The sequence below is a fragment of the Synechococcus sp. PROS-U-1 genome (genome assembly GCF_014279755.1).
Taxonomy (GTDB): domain Bacteria; phylum Cyanobacteriota; class Cyanobacteriia; order PCC-6307; family Cyanobiaceae; genus Parasynechococcus.
Map to the genome: position 1 here is coordinate 354,520 of NZ_CP047951.1, position 16,012 is coordinate 370,531.

Consider the following 16,012-nt stretch of genomic DNA (forward strand, 5'->3'; position numbering starts at 1 on the left):
CGGGGCGTTGATAATGGCGGGACTGTGACAGGCCCCAGTGAACGAGCTCACGTACCGCGCTCTGGTGTGGCTGACTTATCGCTTGGCCGCCACTTTTGCCGTTGGTGTGCCTTTGGTCCTGTTGATCTGGTCGGCCTGGCGTCGTGAGCCCATGGTGTTGCGGCTCCTCGGCATCTACTGGAAAGTGGCCAGCCTGATGGCGATCAGCCTGCTGCTGCTCATGGATCAGCGCCCCCTGGGCTACGCCACTGCGGTTGTCGCTCCGGTCTTGATGGTGATCAGCCTCTGGTTCTGGGTTGACCTCAATGAAGAGCTGGCCGACCAACCGTCCTGGCGTCCCCTGCCGTTGGCGGTGAAGGTTTGGCGTTGGGCGTTCAGTGGTTTTGGACTTCTGAGCCTGGTGATGAGCGTCACAAGCTTGGGTTGCATGCAGCAGCTGGCGTCGTCTTCATGCCTGACGTGGCTCGAGGCTCCCCAGGGCATCCATGGCCTGGCAGCCACGGTGTTCAATTTCCTATTCGGTGGTCAGTGGACGGAGGCGGTTGCTGCCTTTGTGGGATATGTCGCCCTGGTGGCTTACTTGGCCGGTCTGCTGCAGTGGCTGTTGGTGCGTTTGCCCCGTTACGGGCGTGTGGCAGGCGATTTCTGATGACCAACCAGGCGGTGGTTCAGGCTCTGGAGGAGCGCACGAGACTCCAGCCCCAGCGGGTTATTCGTTTGCGGGGAACAGTGGGGGACAAGCCCTTCGAGTTGTTGATCTTCCGTGGATTCAGCAGCAGCACCACCCATCCAACCGCATTTGACCCCGATGCCTCTGTTCTGCCCGAGGGAACATGCCTCGATCAGGCCGAGTTGCTTCAGGGGCCCTTGACGCCCACCGGGGAGGTTGTGCTGGCTGGACCGATGCCGCCGAACGACCTTCTGGCTCAGGCCAGCTGGTGAGTTCGGCGGTCGAGCACGCCAACGCAGCGACCACAAATATGGGGATGGTCGGGATGCTGGCCCACATCTCCTTCGTAGTGCCAGCAACGCTCGCATTTCCTGCCGCGCGCACGGCTCACTTCGATCACAGCGAGCTCGTCGTCCTGGCTGGCCAGCAGTTCGGCCCAGGGCTCGCCACCGATCTGTAATTGTGAGACCAACAGCCAGTCCCGCAGTCCGTCAACTTCTGCATCGCCTTGCTCATTCAGCCAGGAGAGAGCGGCCTGGAGCTCCGGACTACGGGCGTCAATCCGCACGGATGCCTCCAGTGATGCGCCGAGCTCTTGCCGGCTGCGGCAGTCCTCCAGCACTTTGTTCACCCCTGTCCGCAGTTCCCGCAGCTGCTGCAAAGGAGCGCTGAGGGTGTCATTGCGCCAGTCGGCCGGCACCGTGGGCCATCCGCGTCGAAAGACCGAGGTCTCCTCGACTGGGTAGGGCAGGTTCTGCCAGATGTCTTCGGCCATATGGCACAGCACCGGAGCGATCAGACCGGCCAGACGTTCGATGATCAGTGCCATGACGGTCTGGCAGCTGCGCCGGCGCCGGTCCTGAGGAGCGCTCACATAGAGCCTGTCCTTGGCAATGTCGAGGTAGAAGTTCGATAGATCGGTGACGCAGAAGTTCTGCAGCAGCTGGAAAAAACGGAAGAACTCGTAGCTTTCGAAGGCTTCGGTGATGTCGTCCATCACCTCGGCCGTGCGCTGCAGCATCCAGCGGTCCAGCAACGGCAGTTCCGCCACGGGGATGGCGTCGGTTGCCGGATGGAAGTCGTGCAGGTTGCCGAGCAGGTAACGGCTGGTGTTGCGCACTTTGCGGTACACATCCGCCAGCTGGCGCAAAATCCCAGCTCCGATCGGCACATCGGCGGAGTAATCCACCGAGCTCACCCAGAGCCGCAGCACATCGGCGCCGTAGGGCGGTTCCTGCTTCTGGTTCTTGCCGCCCTCGATGATCACCATCGGGTCGACCACATTCCCCAGGGATTTGCTCATCTTGCGGCCTTTCTCATCCAAGGCAAAGCCGTGGGTGAGCACCCGCTTGTAGGGGGCGTGGCCGTTGACGGCGACCGAGGTGAGCAGTGAGCTCTGGAACCAGCCCCTGTGCTGGTCGGATCCCTCCAAGTAGAGGTCAGCGGGGTAGCTGAGGTTGTCGCGCTGGCTGGCGACAGCGGCCCAGCTCGAGCCGGAGTCGAACCACACATCCATGGTGTCGGTCCCCTTGCGCCATTGGTCGGCCTGGTCGGCATAGGAGGCCGGCAGCAGATCAGCTTCGTCCTTTTCCCACCACACGTCGGCACCGTGTTCAGCGATTAGAGCCTGGATGTGAGCCAGGGTTTCGGCATTCAGCAGCACCTCACCACCGTTGCGCTTGTAAAAAACGGGGATGGGAACGCCCCAGGTGCGCTGACGCGAGATGCACCAGTCGCCCCGTTCCTTCACCATTGATTCGATTCGGTTGCGACCTGAGGCGGGAGTCCACTCCACCTGGTCGATTGCCTCGAGTGCTTGCTCCCGGAAGCCCTCCACGGAGGCGAACCACTGCTCCGTTGCACGGAAGATGGTGGGTTTCTTGGTGCGCCAGTCGTAGGGGTAGCGGTGGCCATAGGCCTCCTGCTTGAGCAGAGCACCAGCGGCCTCAAGCGCCTCAATAATCGCGGGATTGGCATCCTTGAGAACGTTCAGTCCTGCGAACGGCCCGGCCTCCTCGGTGAGGTTGCCTGCTTCATCCACGGGGCAGAGCACCGGCAGGCCGTTCTTCTGGCCGGTGTGGAAGTCATCGACGCCATGACCAGGAGCGGTGTGCACGAGGCCCGTGCCTGATTCGGTGGTGATGTAGTCGCCGCCGATCACCACTGGACTAGTGCGATCCAGAAGAGGGTGGCGGTAGATCAGCCCAGCGAGCAGGCCGCCTTTCACCGTGGCGCGTCGCATCAGCGGGCGTTCCAGAGTTGTGCTGAGCGTTTCGATGAGGTCAGCAGCCACCAGAAGCAGGCCTCCGTTGCCGTCGTCCGCCAGGGCGTAATCGAGCCGTTCGTTGACAGACACCGCCAGGTTGGCCGGCAAGGTCCAGGGTGTGGTGGTCCAGATCGCCACCTGCAGGGCCTGGCCCAGGCCTTCTGGACCGGTTGGCAGCTCGAGGCCATCAGCCTTGAGCGCATCCCGAAGGGTCGCTGGCAGTTCCACTGCAGGGAAGGCGACGTAGACGCTGGGGCTGGTGTGGCCGTCGGGGTACTCCAGTTCGGCTTCTGCCAACGCCGTGCGCGAGCTCGGACTCCAGTGCACCGGCTTGAGTCCCCGATAGATGTGCCCTTTGAGCACCATGTCGCCGAACACCCGGATCTGAGCGGATTCGTATTCCTTTTGAAGGGTCAGATAAGGCTGCTCCCAGTCGCCCCAGATGCCCCAGCGCTGAAAACCTTTCATCTGGCCATCCACCTGCTTCCTGGCGTAGGCAGCGGCCTTTTTGCGCAGCTTGATCGGTGTCAGCGCCTTGCGCTGCTCCTGATCCATCGACTGCAGCACCTTGAGCTCGATTGGCAGACCGTGGCAGTCCCAGCCGGGCACGTAACGCACCCGCCTCCCATTCAGCACCTGATACTTGTTGATGACGTCCTTCAGCACCTTGTTGAGGGCATGGCCCATGTGAAGGGCGCCATTGGCGTAGGGCGGGCCGTCGTGGAGAGTGAATGTTGGACCACTGTTCTTGAGGCCCAGCTCGCCGTCGATTCCCTGGCTCTTCCAGAAGGCCTGCAATTCCGGTTCCCGTTGGACGGCATTGGCGCGCATGCCAAATCCCGTCTGCAGCAGATTGAGCGTTTTCTTGTAGGAGGGACGTTCCTCGGCGGCGGCGTCGCGCGTCTCCTTGCTCACGGGGTCCCTGCTCTGGCCTCGGGATTATCAGTCCTCGCCCTCTTGGGATGTGACGTCCACGAATCGATCGGGATCGAGGCTGGCACCTTCTGAACAAGCGTCATCGCTTGCGGCATCTGTTTCAGGAGACTCGGGACGCACCCATTTTTTGCCCGTGACCCCCGATTTTCCAGATGGTTTGAGTTGTTTGGCGATGCCGCCGATGCCTTCTCCCACGCGGCCCGTGGTGATGAGGAGCTGCTGAATGCTGGTACGCCAGTGGTCGAGCGATTGAAAACGCTGCTGTTCGGTTTCGCTGAGGGTGTTCCAACGGGCTTGTCCGACCTCAGAGCCCAAGCGAGCGATCAAGAGACCGGCGCAGAGAACAGCGAGCATCGGCGCTCCCCTAAGCCGGTCACTGCTGGTGACCAGCACGAGGCCCAGCAGTAACACCACCGCTCCCCACACCCCATCGCGCGGGCGACTGAGTTCGACGGCCAAAAGTGGAAGTAGCAGGAGTGCCAGGCCAAGCAGGAGGCAGAAATCGCCGCTGAGGGTCGCGAGCATCCGTGGTGAGGCGGAATGCTCCCATTCTGGGGCGATCTCTAAAGTTGGAACATTGCCCACCTGGCGGAATTGGTAGACGCGCTGGTTTTAGGTACCAGTGGCTTCGGTCGTGGGGGTTCAAGTCCCCCGGTGGGCATTCCTTTCCCTACGGTGGTTCGGGAACGTTCCAGACTTGTTGCCTGCCCTCCGGATGCACCAGAGCACTGCTCAACAACAGCAGCATCGTCCGGTTGGAGCGGCTTACCGCTCGGTTCCTCGCGAATTCGTCGATCCGCCAGCTTTTTGGAATCCCACCGTTGGGTTGTTTCTTGGGGGGTATGCGCTTGCCGCCTTGACCATCTGGGGTTGGTTTGTCGCCGCTTGGCCTTTGCAGGTGCTGCTCTGCACAGGCTTTCTGGCGCTGCACCTTGAGGGGACGGTGATTCATGACGCCTGCCATAACGCCGCACACCCCAACCGTTGGGTCAATCAGGCCATGGGCCATGGCTCGGCACTACTGCTCGGATTCAGTTTTCCCGTTTTTACACGGGTGCATTTGGAGCATCACGCCCACGTCAATGATCCGAAGAACGATCCGGATCACATTGTCAGCACGTTTGGTCCGCTCTGGCTCATTGCACCGAGATTTTTCTATCACGAATGGTTTTTCTTTCAGCGACGCCTCTGGCGCCGTTGGGAGTTGATGCAGTGGGGATTGGAACGCAGCATTTTTGTGGTGATTGTTCTCGCTGCCGCACGCTTTGACTTTCTGCCGTTCATCTTCAACTGCTGGTTTGCCCCTGCCTTGATGGTTGGCGTGACGCTGGGTCTGTTCTTCGACTATCTCCCTCATCGGCCGTTCACCTCGCGCAACCGCTGGACGAATGCCCGCATCTACCCAGGCAAGCTGATGAACTGGCTGATCATGGGGCAGAACTATCACCTGGTTCATCACCTCTGGCCGTCGATTCCCTGGTTTGAATACAAACCGGCCTACGAGGCCACCAAGCCTCTCCTCGATTCCAAAGGATCTCCCCAGCGGTTGGGCATTTTCGAGACCCGACGAGATGGCTTCAACTTCCTCTACGACATCCTCGTGGGTGTTCGAAGCCACAAGCGTCGCAGCGGAAAAATGAGGCGTGCCGCGCGGTTCATGCCAGGACGGGGGCTTCGACGCCACTGGCTCGGATTTGTTGATCGCATCGCGATCAAAACCGAGCCCAAACGTTGGGTGTCCCGCTGAACCTGATTCAGTCGGCGAGAATTTTCGGAACCCTGAAGAAGTCACCCTCCCTCTGGGGAGCTTGATTGAGAATGTCTTCGCGCACCGCCGTCGGCTGCACGCCGTCAACCCTCGTGACGTTGGTCACTTCCACAGCTCGGGTTGTTTCTGGAACCCCCTCGGTGTTCACCTGCTGCAGCTGGCCGACGTACTCGAGGATGGATTCGAGCTGATCGGTGTAGGTCGCAATCTTGTCCTCGGGCAGATCAAGGCGGGCGAGATGGGCCACCTTGCGGACGTCGTCGCTGGAAATCTGGCTCATGACTCGCCAAGGAACGTGCGCAGATCCTCGCTCAGCGCGGTGGCTGCTGTCTCCAGCAAGGCATCGCCGTGCTGAGCAGTGGCCAAGAAGGGATGGGACCCCATGCGTCCATCGGGGTGACGGCGCCGGAAGTCGTCCGGTCCGTGAATGGGTCCTGCCGGGGCTGGGTCGGGCAGCGGCCGCTGCTTGCTCTTCAGGCTGGGCTCCACGGCGAGGGTGACAGCGATTTCGCTGGGGGTGGCGTGATGCCCTTCTTTATCGCCATACAGATCACGCGCCTGGCGCATCACGGGGCCGGCCATGAACCAGTTGGCCAGGCGACAACGCAGTTGAGGGGCAACGGGGAGATTGCGGGTGGTGGCAGTGCCGTGGGCCTGGGCAAAAGCTGCCTTGGCTGTCGCAATGTTGCCGCCGTGGCCATTGATCACAAACACCCTTTCAAAGCCATGTCGCCCCAGGGACAACACCAGGTCATGCAGGACGGCCAGAAGTGTTGCTGGCTGCAAGCTCATCGTCCCAGCGAAGCCAAGATGGTGTTCGGCCATGCCGAAGGCCTGGGCTGGGGTGACCAACACGCCGGTGCGACGGCCTACTTCGAGGGCGACTGCTTCTGCGGTGAGGGCGTCGGTGCCGATGGCTCCAGTGGGGCCGTGCTGCTCTGTCGATCCCAGAGGAATGATCACGCCCTTGCAGCCTTGGAGGTAGGTCTCAACCTCAGGCCAACTGCGCAGGGCCAGACGAATGGCGTCTGTGCTGTCGACGGGACCGGGAATTGCAGCGGTCATTCAGGCTGGACCAATAACTTGATGATCGCTCAATCCCAGCCGATCAGTGGGCGGTTCCGTTGCCGTCGTATTTGTCGGTGTTGTAGTAGCCACCGCGCGTTCCGAAAAACAGGCAGGCCAAAGGGAACAGCACAATGCTGGCAAGAAGCACAGTGCCGAGGTTGAAGCTGGAGGTGGCTGCGTCCATCAGCTGGCCTGAATTGAGCTCAGCTTGGCGTGGATGCACCCTTACTGCATCGCTGACGTTGATTCTGTTGTGAGTTCGAGTCCTTCTCCGGGAATATCGAGCCACTCCCTCAGCCATCCGGTGAGCCAGATGAAAGGCAGCGTGTCGCTCAGCGCCGCCAGCACCTTGAACAGGTAGCCGCTGCCGATGAAGCTGATCAGCTGAGGCAGCACGGATCGTTCCGGTTGCACAGGAAGCACATGGGCGCCGTAATGGCTGATCAGCACCACAGCACTGGTGTCCACCAGCTGACTCACCAAGGTGGAGCCGTTGTTGCGCAGCCAGAGTGCTTTGCCTTGGGTGCGCTGTTTCCAGAAGTGGAAGAGCCGCACATCAACGAACTGCGCCGTGAGATAAGCCACCATCGAGGCGCCCACTGAGCCGAAGCTGAGCTGCTGAATGGTGCGGAAGGTGCTGTCGTCGCTGCCACTCATGGCAGGAAGCAAGCCTCCTAGCCAGAGGATGAGCAGCACCCAGCCATTGAGCAGCAGCCCGACCCACACCACTTGATTGGCTTTCTGTTCACCCCAGATTTCACTGATGAGGTCAGTGCAGAGGAAGGTGATTGGATAAGGCAACGCGCCAACGGCCACCACGATCGGCCAGCTTCCAATGCTGCCCAGTTGAAGGAAGCGGGTCAGTCCGAGGATGTTGAGCATGCCCAGAGTGCCGAGGAACAGGCCTGCCAGCACCAGGAACACCCCATCACGCCGTGCCTGGAGGTTGCTGTCCAAAGCCCGCAGAGTTCAAGCTGGAACAAGCGTGGCCGCCAGCCGGCAGCCTGTCATCGATTTCGATTCGCTTCCGTTCATTTTCTTTGCGCGACCAGCTCAGATCGTGGGGCCTGAGCTGGTGGGCTGCAGGTTGGTGAAACGCCAGCAGGACGGCAGCCTGCTCTGGGGTGTGGTGGTGGAAACAGAGGCCTATTCCCAGGACGACCCCGCCTGTCATGGCTACCGCCGCCGCTCTCGTCAGAACGAAACCCTGTTCGGGGAGCCAGGTCGGTTTTATGTGTATGTGAGCTATGGCATTCACCACTGCGTGAACGTGGTCACCGATCGGGAGGATTGGGCCAATGGTGTGCTGCTGCGCGCGGTGGCCCTTCCTGATGAACCGGAGCGGGTTGCGGCAGGTCCAGGGCTGCTTGCACGCCGTTTTGGGCTTGATCGCAGTGATGACAGTCGTCCGGTGACGGGCGAACATGAGGTGTGGATGGCCCCGAGGTCAGACACGTTTGCCAACCAGGATCTTGTGACAACAACGCGGATCGGCATCTCCCAGGGCGCAGCAACCCCGTGGCGCTGGTATCTGCGGAGTAGTCGCAGTGTCAGCCGGCGAGCCAAGGGTGATCGCATGCCGCCCAAGGCAGAGTGCTGGTCGCCATCGCCGGAGCCTCTGTCATGAGTGGCTGGCCGCATCGGCATGTTCTTGATCTCGCGTCGTTCGCTCGGGAAGACTTCGCGGCGGTGCTTGAGCTCGCCCAGCGGTTTCGTTCGCTTCCGATCACCGGTGCCCGAAAACTTCCTGCGCTGCAGGGCCGGTTGGTGGCGACGCTGTTCTTTGAGCCCAGCACCCGAACCCGCAGCAGTTTTGAGCTGGCGGCCAAACGTCTGTCGGCAGACGTCATGAGCTTCTCACCTTCCAGCAGCTCCCTCAGCAAAGGGGAAAGCGTTCTCGATACAGCGCGCACTTACGTGGCCATGGGTGCCGATGTGTTGGTGGTGCGCCACCGTTCCACGGGTGTGCCGCAGCAACTGGCGTTGGACCTTCAGCAGATGGGTGAGCGCACCGTCGTACTCAATGGCGGGGATGGTCTCCACAGCCATCCCAGTCAGGGACTGCTCGATCTGCTCACCCTTGCTCGGCATTTCTCCCCCCAGCATCCGATGCCGGAAGCTCTGCAGGGACGCCGCATTGTGATCGTCGGCGACATCCTTCACTCGCGGGTGGCCCGATCGAATCTTTGGGCCTTGACGGCCTGTGGAGCGGATGTGGTGTTGTGCGGTCCACCAAGCCTCGTTCCAGACGATTTTGCGGCCTTTGTTGATGCTCCGCCACCAGGTCTTCTGCAGGATCCAGTGCCGCAGCGGGGCAAGGTCAGCGTCATACGACGCCTGGAGCATGCGTTGCCGGGTGCAGATGCCGTGATGACCCTGCGGCTACAGAAGGAGCGGATGGGCCAGCAGTTGCTCACCAGCCTGGAGCGCTACCACCGCGACTTCGGGCTGAGCCATGAACGCATGCAGCTTTGCGGTCAGCAGGTTCCAGTTCTGCATCCTGGTCCGGTGAACCGCGGCGTCGAATTGACCGGGTCGCTCCTGGATGACCCGCGCGTCAGCCTTGTGGAAGAGCAGGTCAGGAACGGCGTGCCCACCCGGATGGCCTTGCTCTATTTAATGGCTGCTTCCGAATCCGCCACGGAGGCTTCCTTGGTGTCAAGAAGCTCCTGAGTGTGGGGAAGACCACTGAGTTGGTTGGCGTAGTACTGCATGGCTGCTTTGAGGGCCGCGTCGGGTTCGGCGATGGATGGACCGGTTCCGCTGGCCATCGGGAAGTGAGCATCCTCGGCGTCGAGGGCCAAATGTTGGCTGGGCATGCCTGTGAGCAGAACGGAGGCCCGTTGCCGGGTCGCCAGCGCGTACAGCCATTTGATGCTCAAGGTGATTCGGTTTTCCCGGTTAGGGATCAAGGCCAGGTGAACGATGGCCCATAGCAGAAGGCCCATCCGTCCTGAGAATTTGAAGCCATGCAGGTCGGCGACGGCACTGCCATGAACCACAGCCATGCTGCCGAAGTCGACGTAGCGGAACCTAGGGCGAGAGCGTCCTGCTACGAGTGCGGCGATGTCCTTGCCGATGAACGTGCCGGCCTGTTTGGCGGGAGCCGCCATCCCAGGCAGAGGTTTGCCATTCAAGGTGTGGCTATAGCTGCACAGATCGCCGGCGATTCGGATCTCGGGATGGCTGGGGATCGAGAAATCGGGGTTGACCACGACCCGTCCTCCGCGATCGACTTCGCAACCGGTCGCATCAGTCAGTTTCTGACCCAGATGTGATGCCTTGACGCCAGCGGTCCAGATCACAGTCGCGGCTTGAACCCGAACATCTCCATTGGGGCCACCGATCACAACCTCCCCGGGTCGCATGGTTTGGACGCGGCCCTGGGGCATGTACTCGATGCCATCGCGCTCTAGGGCTTTGAGGGCCGTCTCGGAGAGCTCTGCCGGCATCGCTTTGAGCACCCTGTCGCCAGGATCCACCAACACAATTCGCGTTTTCTGGGGATCCAGCTGCTTGAACGCATCGCTCAAGGCCCACCGCATCAGTTCTGAAACGGCACCAGCCATTTCGCAGCCGCTGGGACCAGCCCCAACGATCACCACTGTTTGCAGAAACTGTCGAGCTTCGGGATTGGGAGTTTGTTCCGCCTGTTCCATCGCCATCAGCAGACGACGACGGATCTCCTCCGCGTGTTCGAGGATTTTCATCGGGGGCGCAAACGTCCGCCAGTCCTCATGGCCGAAATACGTGCTCCCCGATCCCGTCGCCAGGATCAGGTGGTCATAGCTGTAGGCCTTGCCGTTGAACACGATCTGCTTGCCCTCTGGGTTCACCGTGCTGACCTCCCCCAGCAGCACCTGAACGTTGTCTTGCTTGCCCACCAGTTCTCGCAGAGGTGTGGCCACGTCGCTTCTTGAGACCAGCCCCGTAGCCACCTGATAGAGCAGCGGTTGAAACAGGTTGAAGTTGCGCTTATCAATCAAGGTGATGCGCACATCGGCCTTGGCCAACGCCTTGCAGGCATGCACTCCGGCAAAGCCGCCGCCGACGATGACCACATGTGGGGCATGACGCAACCGCTCGGCAGGCGGTTCAAGCTCCAGGAAGTAATGGTCGCTTGCCATCTGCAGCTTGTCGGGTTCTTCCCGAAGGGTATGAACCGCGATCTCGTTTGTCTGGTTTGAACGGTTCCGCTTCAGATCAGCTTGAACCCCTCCAGAAAAAGTCCGTAAAGAAAGCCAATACGACCAAGATCCAGCAGTTGCTGGAGCAGTTTCAGAGAGGGCTCGGAACTGCGTCGTCGCCGAATCGTGAGTTCAGCACCCAGCACCACCAGCAGGGCCGCGACGGGATCCATCTGGCCGAGAACGCCTGCGACCGAGGTGATCGCGCTACCGATTAAAAATCCGATCAGCCCGGACAGGGAGAGAAGGGACAGCTTCCGCCATGGATTGAGAGCCCACTGATCCAGCCTCTGGATTGCTTGCCCAACGTTGTTTTGCAGACGGGTGGATTGGAGCCGTCGCACGGCATTGGATTCGGGGGAAGAGGCAGGGTTCAATTCAGTGATCCCCATCACCCGGCCAAGCCCTGCCATTCACTGTATACACCACATCTGGATAAGTTGCAGGCATCAGGCACTACAGATAGGAGATATCAATAAAAAACCCGGGTCAAGCCCGGGCCGGATGATGGGGACTGGCGCAGCAAAGCCAGGCTTGAAGGCTTTGGCAACCGCTTGCGCTGAAGGTTATTTAGTCTCAGCTTTCGCTTTTCTGGACGCTTTGCCTTCGAGGAGCTCTAGAAGAGCTTCCATTTGAGCCATGACGCCCCGAACTTCGCCTGCCTCAGGGAGAAGACCGTCTTCCATCACTCCCTGATGCATTTCACGTAGTTCCTGGCGGATGTAGCGCAGGTGGCTCACGACCTGCTCGCGCTTCGATTGCGACATCGTTAACAGGGTAGTAATAACCCCCTTTTACCTCATGGAGGGTCAGGTTCGGCGTGATGGGGCGCGACTTATTGCACCGGCTGCGGCGAGAAGCGCGAAGGTGAGGAGAGCTGATGGTCGTGCCACGGTGCTGAAGACCACAAGGGCGAACAGGCCGATCAGTGGCAGGCGGCGCTGCAAAAACGCAGTGGAGAATAGGGGATTTGAACCCCTGACCTCTGCGGTGCGATCGCAGCGCTCTACCAACTGAGCTAATTCCCCGGTTGTGTAACGCTAGCCGGGACAGCCTGCGTCAAACTGAGACCAAAGGCCTCTCAGAATTGCTCGATGCTTACGCAGGAACGGCTGGAGGCTTTTGACGAGGCGTCGACGGCCGAACTCGCTCGTCGGCTCGAAGAAGACGACTACCCCTCGCCATTTGACAGCTTGTCTGACTGGCACCTGCTTCGGGCTCTGGCTATTCATCGGCCTGAATTGATCCTGCCTTACCACCACTTGGTGGACCAGGAACCCTTTGATGAGGACTGACAAGCCGTCCCCACTGAACGGGCGGCGTGTGCTGGTGGCCGTCAGCGGCAGCATTGCCGCGGTCAAAACGCCGTTGTTGGTCAGTGCGCTGGTCAAGGCCGGCGCAGAGGTGCGCTGTCTTGTCACCTCCAGTGGCGCTGCTTTGGTGAGCCCCGTTGCTCTGGCCAGCCTCAGCCGCCATCGCTGTTACCTCGAGGCGGATCAGTGGAATCCCGTCGCGCCCCGGCCGCTTCATATTGAACTGGCCGAGTGGGCGGAGTTGACCGTCGTCGCGCCCCTGAGTGCCAGCAGCCTGGCGCGTTGGAGCCAGGGGTCGGCAGACGGATTGCTCGCCAGCGTCTTGTTGGCAACAGAAGGTCCGGTGATTGCGGCCCCGGCGATGAACACCGCCATGTGGCGTCATCCTGCGGTGCAGCGGAACTGGCTGCAGATCCAAGAGTTCCCCAAGGTGGTCCCTTTGCTGCCGGTGTCCGGTCTTCTGGCCTGCGATCGCGTCGGTGATGGGCGAATGGCCGACCCGGCCTTGATTCAGTTGGCGGCGGAATCTGTCTTCAGCCGAGGCCCTGATGCTCCTGTCGCTACCCGTGATTGGTCGGGGATGTCTGTTCTTGTCTCGGCTGGACCGACCCAGGAGTTCATTGATGCGGCCCGTTTCATGAGCAACCGCAGCAGCGGTCGGATGGGAGTGCTCCTGGCGCAGGCGGCACGGTTCAGGGGTGCAACCGTGCACCTGGTGCATGGTCCATTGGATCTCCCTGATGCCTGGCTTGAGGGATTGCAATGCACGCCGGTCGGGAATGCATCTGAATTGAGCTCAGTTCTGCAAAGGGCCCTATCGACGTCTGATGTCCTTGTGATGGCTGCCGCTGTGGCCGATCTTCGGCGGGAGGCAGCTCCTCAGGACAAATTGGCCAAGCTGGAGCTTCAGTCGGTTCTGTCCTCCGGTTGGGTCGAAGTACCTGATCTGCTGTCTCAACTGACGCGTCATCGCCGCCCGGGTCAATTGATTCTCGGATTCTCAGCACTGACAGGGAAGGACACCCATCTGCTGGAGCGGGCTGAGAGCAAGCGGATGGCGAAGGGCTGTGATCTGATGATGGTGAATCCCATTGACCGTGATGGTCAGGGTTTCGGTGACCAACCCAATGGAGGCTGGTTGCTGGGGGAAGGTTGGAGCCGGAAGCTGCCTCTGACCACCAAGCTGATGCTTTCTCATCAGTTGCTGGATGCTCTGATGAAGACGAGGGATCAGGCCGCGGCGTCGATGGAATCCTGACCCAGCAGGTCGATGAAGGTGCGCAGCTGCAGCCTGGGGATGTAGGGCCATCCACCGTTTTTCTCCATGCTTTGCAGCAATGTGAACAATTTCTGGCGGTTTTCAGGGAGGCTCTGGCGGAACGGACCGTCCTGAACGTCTCGATGCAGGGCTTCTAGCTCGCGAAGAAAGGTCAGCAGTGCTTCCGGATTTCCCCGTAACTCCTCTGCCAGCTCGCCCAGGGCGGCCAGCGACGGGGCCATCCGCGCCTGGGTCGAATCTGGATCGTTTGATGTCACGCGCTTTCGACAAGTTGTTGAGAGCTGCAAAAGGCTAGCCCTGTCGCCATTTTTAGCCCTGTAAGATCCAGATTCGACGGCTTACCGTCCCCTCTAGCGTTCAGCCGACAGGCCTTTTCCATGCGCATTCGTCCTCTGCTGGCCGTCGTGCTGGCGCTCTGCCTTGCGTTCTTCACCACGGCCTGCAGTGGTGATAACGAATCGGTACAGCGGTCGGGGTCCAACGTGACCTACGACGACATCCGCAACACCGGCAAAGCAAATGATTGCCCCACCATTGGGGATTCTGCTCGCGGCTCCATTCCTCTAACCGTCGGTGGCAGCTACGAGCTTCGTGAGATCTGCATGCACCCGGTTCAGGTTTACGCCAAGGAAGAGCCCAAGAACATCCGACAGCAGGCGGAGTTCGTTGAGGGCAAGATCCTGACGCGTTTCACCTCCAGCCTGGATGACGTCTTCGGTGATCTCACTGTTTCTGAGTCCGGTCTTCAGTTCCAGGAAAAAGGGGGTATCGACTTCCAGGCCATCACCGTTCTCGTCCCTGGTGGTGAGGAGTTTCCCTTCACCTTCTCCAGCAAGTCGCTGGATGCCAAGGCCGAAGGTGCTGCGATCACCACCAGCACCGACTTTGAGGGCACCTACCGCACCCCGAGCTACCGCACGAGCAACTTCATTGATCCCAAAGGTCGCGCTCTGACCACCGGTGTTCAGTACGCACAAGGCCTTATCGCTCTTGGTGGAGACGACGAGAATCTCGAGAAGGACAACAACAAGCGTTATATCGATGGCGTGGGAACCATGAGCCTCTCCATCACCAAGGTCGATCCGGAAACCGGTGAATTCGCTGGTGTGTTCAGTGCGATCCAACCCTCCGACTCCGATATGGGTGGTCGTGAAGTGGTCGACATCAAGATCACCGGCGACCTTTATGGCCGCCTTGAAGAAGCCTGATCCCTCTCGCCACAACAGGTTGCATTCGGGGGCTTAGGCCCCCTTTTTTTTGATCCGTTGCAATCCTCCGGTGATCTGGGAGAATCGCCCGATCTTTCTCTGCAGCCATGACCGCCAGTGCTTCTGCTCCCGCCCAGCGATCCGGTGTGATCGCTCCCTACGGGGGAACTCTGGTTGATCTGATGGTGACCGATGCGGATTGTGCCGCGGTGAAAGCCTCCGCAACCAAAACGATCGAGTGCTCCGATCGCAACGCTTGCGATGTTGAGCTGCTCTGCGTCGGTGGTTTCTCACCCTTGCGTGGGTTCATGCACCAGGAGGACTACAACTCAGTCGTCAATGGTCATCGTCTTGCTGCCGGTCAGCTGTTCGGCCTGCCGATCGTCATGGACACCGACCGCGATGACGTCGCGGTCGGTGACACTTTGCTTCTGACCTACAAAGGCCAGGATCTGGCTGTTCTCGAGGTGGAGGACAAGTGGGAGCCCGACAAAGTGGCCGAAGCCAAGGGTTGTTACGGCACCACCTCCATTGAGCATCCTGCGGTGCGGATGATCACCATGGAGCGCAAGCGCTTCTATCTGGGTGGAAGCCTCAAGGGTCTCGCTCTGCCCGAACGCGTGTTCCCCTGTAAAACCCCTGCGGAAGTGCGGGCAGGCTTGCCCGAAGGTGAGGACGTGGTGGCGTTCCAGTGCCGTAACCCCATTCACCGCGCTCACTACGAACTGTTCACCCGTGCACTGCATGCACAGAACGTCAGTGACAACGCTGTGGTGCTGGTTCATCCGACCTGTGGTCCCACCCAGCAGGACGACATCCCCGGCGCCGTTCGCTTCCAGACCTATGAGCGTTTGGCGGCCGAAGTCAACAACGACAGCATCCGCTGGGCTTATCTGCCCTACGCGATGCATATGGCAGGCCCGCGCGAAGCGCTCCAGCACATGATCATCCGCCGTAACTACGGATGCACCCACTTCATCATTGGCCGGGATATGGCGGGCTGCAAATCGTCTCTGACAGGTGACGACTTCTATGGCCCTTACGACGCCCAGAACTTTGCCAAGGAGTGTGCCCCCGAGCTCACGATGGAAACGGTTCCTTCCCTGAACCTCGTCTACACCCAGGAAGAGGGCTATGTGACGGCCGAGCACGCCGAAGCCCGTGGCCTTCACGTGAAGAAGCTCAGCGGCACCCAGTTCCGCAAGATGCTGCGTGGCGGTGAGGAAATTCCCGAGTGGTTCGCCTTCAAGAGCGTTGTTGAGGTGCTTCGCTCCGCCTGAAGACTGAGAACCGGTTTAACATTCCTTCATCTACGAG

At 60.4% G+C, this 16,012-nt stretch carries 20 protein-coding genes and 2 tRNA genes; 10 read left to right on the forward strand and 12 right to left on the reverse strand.

Annotation, left to right across the window (positions count from 1 at the left end; genetic code table 11):
* Positions 1–37 precede the first annotated feature (37 nt).
* The gene (locus SynPROSU1_RS01735; RefSeq protein WP_186571278.1) at positions 38–649 is read left to right on the forward strand and encodes a DUF3177 family protein; all 612 of its coding nucleotides are present in this window, start codon (positions 38–40) and stop codon (positions 647–649) included.
* On the forward strand, positions 649–942 hold the full coding sequence (locus SynPROSU1_RS01740; RefSeq protein ID WP_186571279.1) for a hypothetical protein: 294 nt from the start codon (positions 649–651) through the stop codon (positions 940–942). Before SynPROSU1_RS01735 ends, SynPROSU1_RS01740 begins: the two co-directional genes overlap by 1 nt.
* Here the strand turns inward: SynPROSU1_RS01740 and ileS are convergent.
* Together ileS and SynPROSU1_RS01750 are read right to left on the reverse strand one after the other, a co-directional pair.
* A complete protein-coding gene (ileS, locus tag SynPROSU1_RS01745; protein ID WP_186571280.1) occupies positions 927–3,851 on the reverse strand; it encodes an isoleucine--tRNA ligase in 2,925 nt (974 codons plus the stop codon). The genes SynPROSU1_RS01740 and ileS overlap by 16 nt on opposite strands.
* 27 nt (positions 3,852–3,878) lie before the next feature.
* Positions 3,879–4,397 carry a Ycf66 family protein gene (locus tag SynPROSU1_RS01750; RefSeq protein WP_186571281.1) on the reverse strand — a complete coding sequence of 173 codons (519 nt, stop codon included), beginning with the start codon at positions 4,395–4,397 and terminating at the stop codon, positions 3,879–3,881.
* A 54-nt stretch (positions 4,398–4,451) separates the two neighbouring features.
* Here SynPROSU1_RS01750 and SynPROSU1_RS01755 point away from each other — a divergent pair.
* Positions 4,452–4,533: transfer RNA gene (locus SynPROSU1_RS01755), tRNA-Leu, on the forward strand.
* A gap of 54 nt (positions 4,534–4,587) precedes the next feature.
* On the forward strand, positions 4,588–5,619 hold the full coding sequence (gene crtR, locus SynPROSU1_RS01760; RefSeq protein ID WP_186572177.1) for a beta-carotene hydroxylase: 1,032 nt from the start codon (positions 4,588–4,590) through the stop codon (positions 5,617–5,619).
* Positions 5,620–5,626: 7 nt separating this feature from the next.
* Here crtR and gatC read toward each other — a convergent pair whose 3' ends face one another.
* Genes gatC through SynPROSU1_RS01780 form a run of 4 tightly spaced genes read right to left on the reverse strand, consistent with a single transcriptional unit; the run spans position 5,627 to position 7,665 of the window.
* Positions 5,627–5,920, reverse strand: coding sequence for an Asp-tRNA(Asn)/Glu-tRNA(Gln) amidotransferase subunit GatC (gatC, locus tag SynPROSU1_RS01765; RefSeq protein WP_186571282.1), 294 nt, complete (start codon positions 5,918–5,920; stop codon positions 5,627–5,629).
* Positions 5,917–6,705, reverse strand: coding sequence for a creatininase family protein (locus SynPROSU1_RS01770; protein ID WP_186571283.1), 789 nt, complete (start codon positions 6,703–6,705; stop codon positions 5,917–5,919). The genes gatC and SynPROSU1_RS01770 overlap by 4 nt, the downstream gene beginning before the upstream one ends.
* 43 nt (positions 6,706–6,748) lie before the next feature.
* Positions 6,749–6,931 (reverse strand): hypothetical protein, encoded by a 183-nt coding sequence (locus tag SynPROSU1_RS01775; protein WP_222929914.1) that lies wholly within the window; start codon positions 6,929–6,931, stop codon positions 6,749–6,751.
* Positions 6,932–6,933: 2 nt separating this feature from the next.
* Positions 6,934–7,665, reverse strand: a complete 732-nt coding sequence (locus SynPROSU1_RS01780) for a queuosine precursor transporter (RefSeq protein ID WP_186571284.1) — start codon at positions 7,663–7,665, stop codon at positions 6,934–6,936.
* 28 nt (positions 7,666–7,693) lie between these two features.
* Between SynPROSU1_RS01780 and SynPROSU1_RS01785 the strand changes: the two genes are divergently transcribed.
* Positions 7,694–8,335 (forward strand): DNA-3-methyladenine glycosylase, encoded by a 642-nt coding sequence (locus SynPROSU1_RS01785; protein ID WP_255444739.1) that lies wholly within the window; start codon positions 7,694–7,696, stop codon positions 8,333–8,335.
* A complete protein-coding gene (locus tag SynPROSU1_RS01790) occupies positions 8,332–9,381 on the forward strand; it encodes an aspartate carbamoyltransferase catalytic subunit (protein WP_186572178.1) in 1,050 nt (349 codons plus the stop codon). Before SynPROSU1_RS01785 ends, SynPROSU1_RS01790 begins: the two co-directional genes overlap by 4 nt.
* On the opposite strand, the gene SynPROSU1_RS01795 is transcribed toward SynPROSU1_RS01790, so the two are convergent.
* The 5 genes from SynPROSU1_RS01795 to SynPROSU1_RS01815 all read right to left on the reverse strand — a co-directional run bounded on the left by SynPROSU1_RS01795 (position 9,321) and on the right by SynPROSU1_RS01815 (position 11,923).
* Positions 9,321–10,835 (reverse strand): NAD(P)/FAD-dependent oxidoreductase, encoded by a 1,515-nt coding sequence (locus SynPROSU1_RS01795; protein ID WP_186571286.1) that lies wholly within the window; start codon positions 10,833–10,835, stop codon positions 9,321–9,323. The two genes, SynPROSU1_RS01790 and SynPROSU1_RS01795, sit on opposite strands and share 61 nt — an antisense overlap.
* A 71-nt stretch (positions 10,836–10,906) precedes the next feature.
* Positions 10,907–11,287 carry a DUF565 domain-containing protein gene (locus SynPROSU1_RS01800; protein WP_255444740.1) on the reverse strand — a complete coding sequence of 127 codons (381 nt, stop codon included), beginning with the start codon at positions 11,285–11,287 and terminating at the stop codon, positions 10,907–10,909.
* Positions 11,288–11,461: 174 nt separating this feature from the next.
* Positions 11,462–11,662: a hypothetical protein gene (locus tag SynPROSU1_RS01805; RefSeq protein WP_115024980.1), complete on the reverse strand. Its 201-nt coding sequence runs from the start codon at positions 11,660–11,662 to the stop codon at positions 11,462–11,464.
* 42 nt (positions 11,663–11,704) lie between these two features.
* Complete coding sequence (locus SynPROSU1_RS01810; protein WP_186572436.1) at positions 11,705–11,842, reverse strand: hypothetical protein; 138 nt, start codon at positions 11,840–11,842, stop codon at positions 11,705–11,707.
* Between the two features lie 8 nt (positions 11,843–11,850).
* Positions 11,851–11,923 (reverse strand) — tRNA-Ala (locus SynPROSU1_RS01815).
* A gap of 66 nt (positions 11,924–11,989) precedes the next feature.
* Between SynPROSU1_RS01815 and SynPROSU1_RS01820 the strand changes: the two genes are divergently transcribed.
* The gene (locus SynPROSU1_RS01820; RefSeq protein ID WP_025362051.1) at positions 11,990–12,190 is read left to right on the forward strand and encodes a DUF2555 domain-containing protein; all 201 of its coding nucleotides are present in this window, start codon (positions 11,990–11,992) and stop codon (positions 12,188–12,190) included.
* Positions 12,180–13,466: a bifunctional phosphopantothenoylcysteine decarboxylase/phosphopantothenate--cysteine ligase CoaBC gene (coaBC, locus tag SynPROSU1_RS01825; protein WP_186571288.1), complete on the forward strand. Its 1,287-nt coding sequence runs from the start codon at positions 12,180–12,182 to the stop codon at positions 13,464–13,466. The genes SynPROSU1_RS01820 and coaBC overlap by 11 nt, the downstream gene beginning before the upstream one ends.
* Here coaBC and SynPROSU1_RS01830 read toward each other — a convergent pair.
* Positions 13,439–13,708: a hypothetical protein gene (locus SynPROSU1_RS01830; protein ID WP_255444742.1), complete on the reverse strand. Its 270-nt coding sequence runs from the start codon at positions 13,706–13,708 to the stop codon at positions 13,439–13,441. The two genes, coaBC and SynPROSU1_RS01830, sit on opposite strands and share 28 nt — an antisense overlap.
* Positions 13,709–13,864: 156 nt before the next feature.
* On the opposite strand from SynPROSU1_RS01830, the gene SynPROSU1_RS01835 reads away from it, so the two are divergent.
* Entirely contained in the window at positions 13,865–14,695 is an 831-nt protein-coding gene (locus SynPROSU1_RS01835) for a photosystem II manganese-stabilizing polypeptide (protein WP_186571290.1), read from the forward strand.
* Between the two features lie 107 nt (positions 14,696–14,802).
* Positions 14,803–15,975: a sulfate adenylyltransferase gene (gene sat, locus SynPROSU1_RS01840; RefSeq protein ID WP_186571291.1), complete on the forward strand. Its 1,173-nt coding sequence runs from the start codon at positions 14,803–14,805 to the stop codon at positions 15,973–15,975.
* Positions 15,976–16,012: the final 37 nt, after the last annotated feature.

Coding starts and splice junctions, on each gene's coding strand:
- SynPROSU1_RS01740 (WP_186571279.1), top strand. CDS start 649: ATGACCAACCAGGCGGTGGTTCAGGCTCTGGAGGAGCGCACGAGACTC.
- SynPROSU1_RS01750 (WP_186571281.1), bottom strand. CDS start 4,397: ATGCTCGCGACCCTCAGCGGCGATTTCTGCCTCCTGCTTGGCCTGGCA.
- crtR (WP_186572177.1), top strand. CDS start 4,588: ATGCACCAGAGCACTGCTCAACAACAGCAGCATCGTCCGGTTGGAGCG.
- gatC (WP_186571282.1), bottom strand. CDS start 5,920: ATGAGCCAGATTTCCAGCGACGACGTCCGCAAGGTGGCCCATCTCGCC.
- SynPROSU1_RS01770 (WP_186571283.1), bottom strand. CDS start 6,705: ATGACCGCTGCAATTCCCGGTCCCGTCGACAGCACAGACGCCATTCGT.
- SynPROSU1_RS01790 (WP_186572178.1), top strand. CDS start 8,332: ATGAGTGGCTGGCCGCATCGGCATGTTCTTGATCTCGCGTCGTTCGCT.
- SynPROSU1_RS01795 (WP_186571286.1), bottom strand. CDS start 10,835: ATGGCAAGCGACCATTACTTCCTGGAGCTTGAACCGCCTGCCGAGCGG.
- SynPROSU1_RS01800 (WP_255444740.1), bottom strand. CDS start 11,287: ATGGGGATCACTGAATTGAACCCTGCCTCTTCCCCCGAATCCAATGCC.
- SynPROSU1_RS01805 (WP_115024980.1), bottom strand. CDS start 11,662: ATGTCGCAATCGAAGCGCGAGCAGGTCGTGAGCCACCTGCGCTACATC.
- SynPROSU1_RS01820 (WP_025362051.1), top strand. CDS start 11,990: ATGCTTACGCAGGAACGGCTGGAGGCTTTTGACGAGGCGTCGACGGCC.
- coaBC (WP_186571288.1), top strand. CDS start 12,180: ATGAGGACTGACAAGCCGTCCCCACTGAACGGGCGGCGTGTGCTGGTG.
- SynPROSU1_RS01830 (WP_255444742.1), bottom strand. CDS start 13,708: ATGGCCCCGTCGCTGGCCGCCCTGGGCGAGCTGGCAGAGGAGTTACGG.
- SynPROSU1_RS01835 (WP_186571290.1), top strand. CDS start 13,865: ATGCGCATTCGTCCTCTGCTGGCCGTCGTGCTGGCGCTCTGCCTTGCG.
- sat (WP_186571291.1), top strand. CDS start 14,803: ATGACCGCCAGTGCTTCTGCTCCCGCCCAGCGATCCGGTGTGATCGCT.